The 11,591-nt window shown below is 71.8% G+C and carries 10 protein-coding genes; 3 read left to right on the forward strand and 7 right to left on the reverse strand.

The features are described from left to right. Nucleotides 1–858, reverse strand: a complete 858-nt coding sequence (locus tag QNO12_RS03800; RefSeq protein WP_257502894.1) for an RDD family protein — start codon at nucleotides 856–858, stop codon at nucleotides 1–3. A gap of 16 nt (nucleotides 859–874) precedes the next feature. Between QNO12_RS03800 and QNO12_RS03805 the strand changes: the two genes are divergently transcribed. The 3 genes from QNO12_RS03805 to katG all read left to right on the forward strand — a co-directional run bounded on the left by QNO12_RS03805 (nucleotide 875) and on the right by katG (nucleotide 4,757). Next, nucleotides 875–1,870 carry a stage II sporulation protein M gene (locus tag QNO12_RS03805; protein WP_257502893.1) on the forward strand — a complete coding sequence of 332 codons (996 nt, stop codon included), beginning with the start codon at nucleotides 875–877 and terminating at the stop codon, nucleotides 1,868–1,870. Between the two features lie 66 nt (nucleotides 1,871–1,936). Further along, nucleotides 1,937–2,374: a Fur family transcriptional regulator gene (locus QNO12_RS03810; RefSeq protein WP_257502892.1), complete on the forward strand. Its 438-nt coding sequence runs from the start codon at nucleotides 1,937–1,939 to the stop codon at nucleotides 2,372–2,374. Between the two features lie 82 nt (nucleotides 2,375–2,456). Further along, the gene (katG, locus tag QNO12_RS03815) at nucleotides 2,457–4,757 is read left to right on the forward strand and encodes a catalase/peroxidase HPI (RefSeq protein WP_257502891.1); all 2,301 of its coding nucleotides are present in this window, start codon (nucleotides 2,457–2,459) and stop codon (nucleotides 4,755–4,757) included. Between the two features lie 65 nt (nucleotides 4,758–4,822). On the opposite strand, the gene aqpZ is transcribed toward katG, so the two are convergent. The 6 genes from aqpZ to QNO12_RS03845 form a co-directional block, all read right to left on the reverse strand. Continuing rightward, a complete protein-coding gene (gene aqpZ, locus QNO12_RS03820) occupies nucleotides 4,823–5,641 on the reverse strand; it encodes an aquaporin Z (RefSeq protein ID WP_257502890.1) in 819 nt (272 codons plus the stop codon). A 109-nt stretch (nucleotides 5,642–5,750) separates the two neighbouring features. Further along, entirely contained in the window at nucleotides 5,751–7,058 is a 1,308-nt protein-coding gene (locus tag QNO12_RS03825; protein ID WP_257502889.1) for a DUF58 domain-containing protein, read from the reverse strand. A 37-nt stretch (nucleotides 7,059–7,095) separates the two neighbouring features. Beyond that, complete coding sequence (locus QNO12_RS03830; protein WP_374761035.1) at nucleotides 7,096–8,124, reverse strand: AAA family ATPase; 1,029 nt, start codon at nucleotides 8,122–8,124, stop codon at nucleotides 7,096–7,098. Continuing rightward, the gene (locus QNO12_RS03835; RefSeq protein ID WP_257502888.1) at nucleotides 8,121–9,299 is read right to left on the reverse strand and encodes a DUF4350 domain-containing protein; all 1,179 of its coding nucleotides are present in this window, start codon (nucleotides 9,297–9,299) and stop codon (nucleotides 8,121–8,123) included. Before QNO12_RS03835 ends, QNO12_RS03830 begins: the two co-directional genes overlap by 4 nt. Beyond that, nucleotides 9,296–9,973, reverse strand: coding sequence for a DUF4129 domain-containing protein (locus QNO12_RS03840; RefSeq protein WP_257502887.1), 678 nt, complete (start codon nucleotides 9,971–9,973; stop codon nucleotides 9,296–9,298). The genes QNO12_RS03835 and QNO12_RS03840 overlap by 4 nt, the downstream gene beginning before the upstream one ends. Further along, nucleotides 9,964–11,433 (reverse strand): glycerophosphoryl diester phosphodiesterase membrane domain-containing protein, encoded by a 1,470-nt coding sequence (locus QNO12_RS03845; RefSeq protein ID WP_257502885.1) that lies wholly within the window; start codon nucleotides 11,431–11,433, stop codon nucleotides 9,964–9,966. Before QNO12_RS03845 ends, QNO12_RS03840 begins: the two co-directional genes overlap by 10 nt. Nucleotides 11,434–11,591 lie beyond the last annotated feature (158 nt).

An 11,591-nucleotide genomic window follows, 5' to 3' on the forward strand; every position in this document is an offset into this window, starting at 1 on the left:
TCAGCGCTCCGGGAACCCGCGGGGTGCTCCAGTCGGACCGGTCAGCGCCGCCACCCGCTGCTGCTCGAGCTGCAGGGCGCGCAGCTCGCGGTCCCGCCGCACCGCCACGACCGCGCGCAGGAACGTCTCCTCGTCCACGGCGGGCACGGGCGAGACGTGCACTGCCGCCTCGGCGGCGAGGGTTGCCGCGAGCCGAGCCCGCGCGGGCGGCTGCATGGCGGCCGCGCTCTGGGTGAACTGGGCGATGCGCCGAGACAGTCGATCCGGGAGGCGGGCGACGTCCGCCACGGCGGCCCAGCCTGCCAGCGCCGGCGGCACGGGCGGCCCCGGCGGCGGAAGCCGGGGTGTGCGGGTGCGCTCGGAATAGGTTCCGGCCAGAAGATCGCCGAGCCGCTGGGCACGGGGCGTGAATGCGCCCACCAGCGCAGCGACCGCCCCCAGGGTGAGCCAGATCTCGAGGACCCCGGTGAGTGCGCGGATGAACGCCTGCCGGAAGCCGGACGCACCTCCGTCGGTGCGCACGATCCGGCCCCCTACCGCGAGCTTGCCGAGACTGCGACCGCGGGTCATCGTCTCGACCACGGTCGGGATGACGACCGTGACGGTGACCAGGACGGTGACGCTCAGGATGGGCAGCGCGACCGCGTCCACGAGGCTCTGCCCGACGAGCCACGAGGTGACGAGCAGGAACAGCAGGAGCGCGCCGATGCCGACCAGGACATCGATCAGCGCGCCCAGCCCACGCAGGAAGAACCCGACCGGCTGCACGTCCAGCGCAACGGCCTCGCCGGTGAGCACCTCGTCCTGCTGGATCTCGATCACCCGCGCGGGCGCGACGGGGGGATCCGAAGCGGGCATGGGTACAGTAAACCAAATGGACCTGGACGCCCTCACCCTCGCGCGGCGAGACGAATGGGCGCGGCTGGACGAACTGAGCGGGAAGCGACGGCTCACCGGCGCGCAGGTCGATGAGCTCGTCACTCGCTACCGGGCGGCGTCGGCGGATCTCGCCGACATCAAGAGCTCGGCCGGACGCACGGCTCAGGGCGACTACGTCTCGACCATGCTCGCCCGCGCCCGGCTGCGTCTGACCGGTGCACCGGAGAACGTCGCCCGCCAGATTCCGCGCTTCTTCGCGCTGCAGCTGCCGGCTGCCCTGTATCGCGTGCGCTGGACGACGCTGGTCATCGCCGTCGGCTTCATCGTGGTGGCGGTGCTGGTCGCGTTCTGGGTGTCCCGGGATCCCGCACTCGTGGCCTCCCTCGGCAGTCGTGCCGAGCTCGAGTACTACGCGCAGAACAGTTTCACCGACTACTACAGCGAGAATCCGGCAGCGGTGTTCGCGGGCACGGTGTGGACGAACAACGCGTGGATCGCCGCGCAGTGCGTACTGTTCGGGATCACCGGTGTGTGGCCGCTGATGGTGCTGGTGCAGAACGCGGTGGGTGTCGGGACCGCGGCCGCCGTGATGCTCGCGTTCGACCGCGGCGATGTCTTCCTGCTGTTCATCCTGCCGCACGGGATGCTGGAGCTGACGTGCATCTTCGTCGCCGCGGCCGCGGGACTGCACATCTTCTGGGCCTGGGTGGCACCCGGACCTCGCACGCGCGGTGACGCGCTCGCCGCGGCCGGCCGATCCCTCGCCACGATCGCGGTCGGACTGGTCATCGCGCTGGCCGTCTCGGGCGCGATCGAGGGGTTCGTCACCGCGCAGCCCTGGCCGTGGGCGCTGAAGATCGGGATCGGCGCGGTGGCGCTGGCCGCCTTCCTGCTGTACATGCTGGTCGTCGGCGGTCGCGCGCACCGTCGCGGTGAGACCGGCGACCTGCGCGAGTACGAGGCGGGCACGGCCCGGCTCGTCGCCGGCTGACCCGCGGGACGCCGCCGGCCGCCGTCGCGGCCTGTTTTGAATCGCTAAAAAGTGTAGGCTGGTGTCATGACCGACGCAGAGCAGCACAGCGCGACGGCGGACGCGATCCGCGCCGCCGGGCTCCGGGTCACCGACTCCCGACGTGCCGTGCTCGACGCGCTCCGTCGGCATTCGCACGCGAGCGTCGATGTGATCCACGCCGACGTGCTGCCCGGCATCCCGAGCACCAGTCCGCAGTCCGTCTACAACGCGCTGGCCGACTTCACCGACGCCGGACTGGTGCGTCGCATCGAGCCCGCCGGGCACCCGATGCTGTTCGAGCTGCGGGTCGGCGACAACCACCACCACCTGATCTGCAGCGGCTGCGGCCGGATCGAGGACGTGGACTGCGTCGTCGGCGAAGCGCCCTGTCTGCAGCCCTCCGATGCGCGCGGATTCACCGTCACGGCCGCCGACGTGACCTTCTGGGGTGTCTGCGCCGAGTGCGCCTCGCTCCCGGCCTGAGATATCGGCCCACCCACTGCCACGACAACCCCAAGGCCGCTGATCCTGAGCGGCCGATGACCCCCCAAGGGAAGGACACCCCATGACCGACGAGACGATCCCCGAGATCGGCGAAGACGCGAGCGGCATCGACCAGGCCGTCACCGACATCGACACCCCGGTGGACGAGCGCGCCGACGGCGAGACCCGTCCGCGCCCGAACGAGGCGGAAGCCTGCCCGGTGATCCACGGGCAGCCGCACCCGACGACCGGCTCGGCCAACGCCGTCTGGTGGCCGAACCAGCTGAATCTCAAGATCCTCGCGAAGAACCCCGCCGTGGCCAACCCGCTCGGCGAGGACTTCGACTACCGGGCGGCGTTCCAGTCGCTCGACCTGGCTGCGGTGAAGGCGGACATCGCCGAGCTGCTCACGACCTCGCAGGACTGGTGGCCGGCCGACTTCGGCAACTACGGCCCGCTGATGATCCGCATGGCCTGGCACAGCGCCGGAACCTACCGGATCACCGACGGTCGCGGCGGCGGCGGCACCGGACAGCAGCGGTTCGCGCCCCTGAACAGCTGGCCGGACAACGTGAGCCTGGACAAGGCACGGCGTCTGCTGTGGCCGGTGAAGAAGAAGTACGGCCAGAACCTGTCCTGGGCGGACCTGATCATCCTCGCCGGCAACGTCGCCCTCGAGTCCATGGGCTTCAACACGTTCGGCTACGCCGGCGGCCGCCCCGACGTGTGGGAGCCGGACGCGGACGTGTACTGGGGTCCCGAGACCACGTGGCTGGGCGACGAGCGCTACACCGGTGACCGCGAGCTGGAAAAGCCCCTGGCCGCCGTGCAGATGGGTCTCATCTACGTCAACCCCGAGGGCCCCAATGGAGAGCCCGACCCGCTCAAGTCCGCGCACGACATCCGCACCACCTTCGGCCGGATGGCCATGAACGACGAGGAGACCGTCGCGCTGATCGCCGGCGGTCACACCTTCGGCAAGACCCACGGCGCCGCGCCGGACTCCAACCTCGAGGGCAACCCCGAGTCGGCCGGACTGGAGATGCAGGGCCTGGGCTGGAAGAACAACTTCGGCACCGGCAAGGGCGATGACACCATCACCTCGGGCCTGGAGGTCACCTGGACCTATCACCCCACGCGCTGGGACAACGAGTTCTTCCACATCCTCTACGCGTACGACTGGGAGCTCATGCGCAGCCCCGGCGGCGGCCACCAGTGGCGGCCGAAGAACGGGATGGGTGCGGACATGGTGCCGCTGGCCCACTCGGACGGGCGTCGTGAGCCGCGCATGCTGACCAGCGACATCGCACTGCGTATGGACCCCGAGTACGACAAGATCTCGCGGAAGTTCAAGGACGACCCGGTGGCCTTCGGCGACGCCTTCTCACGTGCGTGGTTCAAACTGACCCACCGCGACATGGGCCCGATCGACCGCTACCTCGGCCCCGAGGTGCCCACCGAAGAGCTCATCTGGCAGGATCCCGTGCCGGCCGTCGACCATGCGCTCATCGACGCCACCGACGCTGCCGCGCTGAAAGAGCGCATCCTGGCGACCGGACTGTCGGTCGCACAGCTGGTGACCACCACCTGGGCTGCCGCATCCACGTTCCGCGGCAGCGACAAGCGCGGCGGCGTGAACGGCGCCCGGATCCGCCTGGAGCCGCAGAAGGACTGGCAGATCAACCGCCCGACCGAACTGGCCACTGTGCTGGCAGCGCTGGAGGGCGTGCAGGCCGAGTTCAACCAGGACCGCACCGACGGCAAGAAGGTGTCGCTGGCCGACATCATCGTGCTGGCCGGCAACGCAGCGGTCGAGCAGGCGGCACGGGCGGGCGGCGTGGAGGCCGAAGTCGACTTCCACCCGGGCCGCACGGACGCCACGCAGGAGCAGACCGATGTCCTGTCCTTCACGTATCTGGAGCCTGCCGCTGACGGGTTCCGCAACCACTACGGACGCAACGCGGTCCTGCCGCAGGAGCACCACCTCATCGACAAGGCGAACCTGCTCACCCTGAGCGCGCCCGAGATGACCGTGCTCGTGGGTGGTCTGCGGGTGCTCGGCGCCAACTGGGACGGTTCCGAGTACGGCGTGTTCACTGACCGTCCGGGCGTGCTGTCGAACGACTTCTTCGTCCGGCTGCTCGACCTCGGCACGACGTGGACGCCGCTGGATCCGGGTTCGCAGGCGTTCGAGGGCACGAAGGACGGTTCCGGAGCCGCGGTCGGTCGCGGCACCCGCGTCGACCTGCTGTTCGGCTCCAACTCCGAGCTGCGTGCCGTCGCAGAGGTCTACGCGAGCGACGACGCGCAGGAGAAGTTCGTGCGCGATTTCGTCGCCGCGTGGGGCAAGGTCACCGAGCTGGACCGCTTCGACCTGATCTGATCACCGCAGACGCAGGAGGCCCGTCCCCGACTGGGGCGGGCCTCCTGCGTGCGTGTGCGCTGCCGCTACCGCACGCGCGCTTCGCGCTGTGCGGCCGGGGCGACCCGGGGCTCGAACAGCGCGCGGTGCAGGAAACCCGCGAGCACGCCGCCGACCAGCGGGAACACCAGGAACACCCAGAGCTGGATGAGCGCGTCGCCGCCGCCGTAGATGGCCGTCGCGATCGAACGGGCCGGGTTGACCGAGGTGTTGTCGATCGGGATCGATGCGAGATGGATGAAAGTCAGGGTCAGGCCGATCGCGATTCCGGCGAAATTGCCTGCGCCGCGCTTGGCGTGGGTCACGCCCAGGATCACGAGCACGAAGATCGCCGTGAGGAGGACTTCCGCGGTGATCGCGGCCCCCAACCCGAACCCGCCAGGCGAGTGTTCGCCGAAGCCGTTGCTGGCGAAACCGCCGTCCTGCGCGGCGCTGAGCCAGTTGCCCGGTCCGAACAGCCCGATCAGCACGATCAGAGTGGTTCCCAGCGCCCCGCCGACGATCTGGGCGACGATGTACCCGGGGGTGTCCTTCCACGCGAACCGGCCCGCGGCGGCCAGGCCGAACGTCACCGCCGGATTGAAGTGGCCGCCCGAGACCGGCCCCCACGTATAGATCGCGGCGAGCAGGGTCAGGCCGAACGCGAGGGCCACCCCGACGAAACCGACACCGAGCGAGGTGCCGTTCTCGCTCGCGCCGAAGTCGGCGGCGAACAGGGCGGTGCCGATCGAACCGAAGACGAGCACGAACGTGCCGAGCGCCTCCGCGACCAGCTTCGTCGCGGTGCTGGCCTGGTCGGCGCCGGCCTCGTCGGCTCTGCGCGCACTGCTGGGGGTATCCGACATGGCGGACTCCTTTCCTCGTCGTGAGCGTAGCCCTCCGGCAGGGGCCGCCAACAGAGTATGTCGTCGCGTGTCCGCGTGGGCGCCGGACCTCGTACGTCCTCCGCGGGGCTCAGAGGCGACCGGCGGCCTTCAGCGCCAGGTACCGGTCGGCGATCCTCGGCGGCAGCGCCTCGGCCGACGCAGCGACCGCCTCGGCGCCCGCTCGGCCGATGGCCGCGGCCACCCGCGCCGCGTCACGGACCGTCTGCTCGTGCGCGGCGGCCCGGTACACGCCCGTTGCGTTCCCGCGGTCGTCATCGGCAGCGGCATCGTCTGCGACGGTGACCGTGCCGACCAGGACGTGGGCCCGGCGCGAGAGTGCCGGCAGCGAGCCGAGGAAGCCACGGGCGGATTCCGGTGCGTCCTGCGCCGTCAGGATCACCACGAGCGACGGCCGCGAGCTGAGTCTGCGCACCTGTGCGAACGCGGCATCCCAATCCGTTTCGATCAGCTGCGGCTCGACCGGTGCCATCGCCTCCACGAGCGCGGGCAGCAGCGCCGGCCCGTCCACGCGGGTGACGCGAGCACGGGCGACACGGTCGAACATGAGAAGGTGCGTGTGATCGCCCGCGCGCGAAGCGAGCGCTGCCAGCAGCAGTGCGGCCTCCATCGCGGCATCCAGTCGTACGCCGTCTCCCACCCGTGCGGCGGCCGTGCGTCCCGTGTCCAGCAGGATCACGACATGGCGGTCCCGCTCGGGGCGCCACGTGCGCAGCATCGTCGCGCCCGCGCGCGCGGTGGCGCGCCAGTCGATCGAGCGGACGTCATCCCCCCGCACGTATTCGCGCAGGCTGTCGAACTCGGTGCCCTGCCCGCGGACCTGCACACTGGTGTTGCCGTCCAGCTCGCGCAGGCGGGCCAGTCGCGAAGGCAGGTGCCGACGGGCGGTGAACGGCGGCAGCACTCGCAGCGCGCCCCGGCTCGGTATCCGCGCCTGACGCCCGGCCAGTCGCCACGGCCCGTCCGCGCGGACCACGACGAACGCAGAGCTCAGTTCGCCCCGGCGCCGGGGCAGCAGCGGGACCACGATCCGCCGACGCTCCCCGGCGGGCACGTCGACCGCCGGGCGGTCGGGCGACGCGCCCGCGGTGGGCTGCCAGGCGTCGCGGATCCGACCGTGGAGCCGCCGCGCACCGGTGTTCTCCAGCCACAGCTCCGTCGCCACCGGCTCTCCGAGCAGAGCGCGGCCCGGCACCCGGCGGTGCACCCGGATTCGGCGCGGATCGGCCGCGGCGGCGGCATCGGCGAGCGCGAGGGCGGCGCACAGCGCAAGCCAGACCGCGGCGGCGGCCCAGGCGTTGAGGCCGGCGACCGAGAGCAGCACGACGGGCACCGTGCCGAGTCCGACCAGAAGCGGCACGCGGCCGGAGATGAACACTAGAGCTCCTGATCCGCGGGAGCGGTCTGGAGCCGACTCACATGGGCACCCGGGTCTGCTGCAGCACCGAGCCGAGCACGGCATCGACGGAGACGCCTTCGAGCTCGGCGTCCGGACGCAGGCGGATGCGGTGGCGCCAGGTGGGCACGAGCATGGTCTGCACGTGGTCGGGGGTGATCGCCGGGTACCCGCCGAGCCATGCCCACGCCTTTGACGCGGCCAGCAGCGCCGTGGTCGCGCGCGGGCTGACGCCGAGCTGCACCGAGGGCGAGCGCCGGGTCGCTTGGGCCAGATCGACGATGTAGGCCAGGACGTCGTCGGCCACCATGACCGCCGCCGCGGCCCGCTGCGCCGCGCGGATCTCCGCGGCATCGACGGTCTGCTGCAGCCCGGCGGCGGCGAGATCCTGCGGGTCGAAGCCCCCGGCGTGGCGGCGCAGCACCGTCAGCTCGGCGTCGCGGGGCGGGATGTCCACGATCAGCTTCAGCAGGAAGCGATCCAGCTGCGCCTCCGGCAGCGTGTAGGTGCCCTCCTGCTCGATCGGGTTCTGGGTGGCGGCGACGAGGAACGGCTCGGGCAGCGGACGGGCGACGCCGTCGGTGGAGACCTGTCGCTCCTCCATGGCCTCCAGCAGGGCGGACTGCGTCTTCGGGGGTGTGCGGTTGATCTCGTCGGCCAGCAGGACGTTGGTGAACACCGGACCCGCGCGGAACTCGAACTCGCCCGCGCGCGCGTCGTACACCAGGGATCCGGACACGTCGCCCGGCATCAGGTCGGGCGTGAACTGGATGCGCTTGGTGTCCAGTCCCAGCGCACCGCTGAACGCCCGCACCAGCAGCGTCTTCGCGACGCCGGGCACCCCTTCGATCAGCACGTGCCCGCGCGCGAGCAGGGCGATCAGGAGGCCGGTGACAGCGCCGTCCTGGCCGACCACGGCCTTGCCCACCTCGATCCGCACCCGGTTCATGGACTCCCGCAGTGCGGCGTCGTCGAGGGCGGGGCTCGCGGATGCCGGGGCGGCAGCCGTCTGCTCGCCGGCTGCGTCGCGCGGGCTGGGGTCTGTCATCGGGTGTTCCTTTCAGGACGCACGGCCGTCTGCACGGCCTGCTCGAGGGCGCGGAGGTCTTCGCTGAGCGCGACGAGCTCCGGGTCGGTACGGGGCAGTTCGTCGATGAGGATGCGCCGGACCCTGCCACGGTCCAGTCCGGCGCGGGCGGCCGTGGCATCCGAGATCTCGGCGGCGGAGGCGGACGGACCCAGGCCCAGCGTCCGGGACAGGCGGGTGAGCGCCCCGATGCGCAGCTGGTCGGCCGCGTGCAGCGCATCGCGCGCGTGCGCATACAGTCGCGCGCGTCCCTCGGTCGTCTCCGCTGCACGGACGGTCACCGGCATCCGCTCGGCGACCAGTGGACCGAAGCGGCGGCCGCGCCAGATCGCGGCGGTGATACCGGCCACCATGAGCAGCACGATGACCGGGCTGACCCACGGGGGCGTGAGCTCGCCCAGTGAAGCGTCCGCGTCGGCGAGGTCGCTGTCGCCGATGTCGGGCAGGTACCACACGAGCGTGGCATGCCGGCCGAGCAGATTCACCGCGAGGGCCGCGTTGCCCTCCGCGGCGAGGTGTTCGTTGGTGAACAGAGCCCGGCCGTCCACGGCGACCGCCCGGGCTCCGGCGTCGTCGCCGACGAGCAGGCCGTATCCGCCGCCGGTCGGGTAGCACGCCGTGGCCTGCGGACCGGGTGCGTAGATCGCGCCGGGCGAAACGGGTCCGGCGCGCTGCGCCTCCGGCAGGGCGCACGCGGGCGGGACGGCCTGGCCCGGACCGACACCGTGCGGGGTGGCGCCCGGCAGCAGCAGTCGCAGGGTGCGGGAGCGAGGCTCGATCAGGACGACCTCTGTCGCGGCATCCGCGACAGAGGTGAGGGCATCGTCGGACAGGTGCGGCGCATCGGCCATCGCCAGGGTCGCCGCACCGCGGCCGAGTGCATCCTGTGCGGAGGCTCGATCGCGCGCTACGATGACATCCACTCCATGTTCGCTGAGGATCTGGGTCAGCGCACGGGCGCCGGTCGGACCCGCCGACTCCGGGTCGAGCGCCTCGCGCTCGGCCCACTGCCCGATGCCTGCCAGAGCGGACCCGGCGATCCCGACCGCGACGAGCGCGGCGGCGATGACCATCCACCCGGCGATGGGCCGACGGCGCCCGGCGGGCGCCGCGACGGTGTCGGCTGCGGCGGTCACGTGCTCGCCCCGACCAGGACCGGCAGCACCGGTCGGGTGGCGCGGACGGTGTCCTCCACGGCCCCGATGCGCCGGTACAGTTCCTCGGTACCCGGTCGGCGCAGGTAGCGGACGTCCTCGAACGCGGCAGCGGCCGATTCCAGCTGGTCCGCGCAGGCCGGGTACGCGCGCGCGGCGGCCCGGGCGAAGGCATGCACGGTCGCACCGGGCGGGGTGTCCACGGCTCCGCGCTCGAGTAGTCCGCGGGCCAGTGCCCGGAAGCGGAGGATGATCGCGGTGTCCCAGTCGCCGGCGGCGGCGGAGGATGCAGCGTCCCGGCGCAACTGGTCGGCGCTGCGCTGCTCGTCCGCACCGAACAGGTCGGCCGGACCGCGAGAACGGGCCGTGAATCGCGGGACGCCCCAGATCAGGAAGGCGGCGAGGATCACCAGTCCCACCACCACGGCTGCCACGACAGCGACCCAGGGTCCCCACTCGCCGGGAAGCTCCGACGAGAACAGCGACTCGAAGAAGTCGGCGATCGCCCGTGCGATGCGGTCGAGGGGGGTGGGTTCGGCGATCGCGTACCGTGGATCGGCCAGTTCCCGCTCGGCCCACCTGCGCGCTTCTTCGCGATCGGGGACGAGCGGCGGCACGGACGCGGCCAGCCGGGAGAACACGCCGGCTACGACCACGGCGACTCCGGGTCGATCGCACTGCCGGCCGAACCGGGTGCGGTCCAGCGCGTCGCCGACGGCGGTTCATCCTGCGTGCCCCGCTGCGTGGGGTCGGATTCCGCTGCGGTGGCGGGATCCGCGGGTGGGACCGATGCGGCCGATGACGGGTACCCGGGCTGGGCCGGGTGGGCGGCCGGGGCCGCCGCGGGCCGCGCCGCGGCAGGGGGAGCCGGCGGCGGGGGATACCCGGGATACCCCTGCTGCGCGGGATACCCCTGCTGACCGGGATAGCCCTGCTGCGCGGGATACCCCGGTGCGTACCCGGCGGGGGCCGGGGGCTGCGGCTGGGCCGGCGCATACGGCTGTCCCGCGTACGCGGGGGGATAGCCCTGCGCGGCCGGATAGCCGGGCGCCGCGGGGAAGACCGGGCGCGGCGCGATCTTCCGTCCGATGTTCTCCCGGTACGGATCGGCGAGACCGATCGCCCCGGCGTCGCGTCGCTCGACGTAGGCGAGCAGGTCGATGTCCAGGCCTTCGCGTCGCATCCGGCAGTCGATGTAGATGAGGGCCGTCGCCGTGCCCTGCACCACGACGGCCACGGACTGGATGAGCAGCGTGACCACCTGGGTCAGCACCAGTGCGACCAGCATGCCGATGATCGCGGACGGTTCCGGGTCGCCGGTCGGGCTGATGATCGTCGTCAGCCCGGTGGTGAGGAACGAGAACGGGATGCTGATGACCTGCGAGAGCGCCCCGAACGTGAGCGAGATGATGACGATCGTGCCCAGCGCGGCCCAGAACCGGCCGCGGATGAGCACCCAGGAGCGGGCGATGGCACCGCGGATGGTGGCCTGCTCGAGGATGATGGTCGCCGGGACCAGCAGCAGTTTGGTGGTCAGCCACAGCGCCAGCGGGATCGCGGAGAGGATCACGAGGATGGTCAGGGCGACCGCGAGGGGCAGCGCGGCCACGCCGACCGCGATGATCGCGACGGCGACGATGCCGATCAGGACCAGCACCGCCAGGGTGAGCAGCAGGGAGTATCCGATCAGGCGCCACCCCACCGGCTTGACCCGCTGCCACAGTGCACGCAGTGTCAGCTTCTCGGCGACCGCGGCATGCGCGACCTCGCTGACCACGACGCCCTGCACGATCACCCCGAGCGCACCGGCGGCAAGACCCAGGACGAGCGCCGTGATGGAGGTCAGGGCGATCGAGCCGGCCATCACGGCCTCGAACTCGTCGGTTCCCTCGCGGAGCGTGTCCAGCCGCGTGAACGAGGCCACCGCGACCGCGCCGACCCCGAGCAGCACCAGAAGGTACGCGGCCGTCTGCACGCACAGCGCGAAGCCGAGCAGGACGCGGGGGTTCTGCCGCAGAGCGGCGAAGGACCGTCCCAGGATGATGCCGAAAGTCAGCGGATGCAGCGGGATGATTCCGGCGCGGGATGCCGGTGTCCAGGCCGGATAGGCGGTCACGGATGGCCCTCCTCGTGTCGACTGTGTCGTTCCGGGCCTCGGGCCCCCGACCATGACGTGCGGACGAGCCCCCTGCCGGGCTCGGACCAGACCACGGGCGCGCTGACGCGCCCCCGGGCTGAGCCACTATCGTGTCACACCGACCGGCCCCGACAGCG

The organism is Microbacterium sp. zg-B185, from assembly GCF_030246885.1.
Classification (GTDB): domain Bacteria; phylum Actinomycetota; class Actinomycetes; order Actinomycetales; family Microbacteriaceae; genus Microbacterium.

Coding starts and splice junctions, on each gene's coding strand:
- QNO12_RS03800 (WP_257502894.1), bottom strand. CDS start 858: ATGCCCGCTTCGGATCCCCCCGTCGCGCCCGCGCGGGTGATCGAGATC.
- QNO12_RS03810 (WP_257502892.1), top strand. CDS start 1,937: ATGACCGACGCAGAGCAGCACAGCGCGACGGCGGACGCGATCCGCGCC.
- QNO12_RS03830 (WP_374761035.1), bottom strand. CDS start 8,124: ATGACAGACCCCAGCCCGCGCGACGCAGCCGGCGAGCAGACGGCTGCC.
- aqpZ (WP_257502890.1), bottom strand. CDS start 5,641: ATGTCGGATACCCCCAGCAGTGCGCGCAGAGCCGACGAGGCCGGCGCC.
- katG (WP_257502891.1), top strand. CDS start 2,457: ATGACCGACGAGACGATCCCCGAGATCGGCGAAGACGCGAGCGGCATC.
- QNO12_RS03805 (WP_257502893.1), top strand. CDS start 875: ATGGACCTGGACGCCCTCACCCTCGCGCGGCGAGACGAATGGGCGCGG.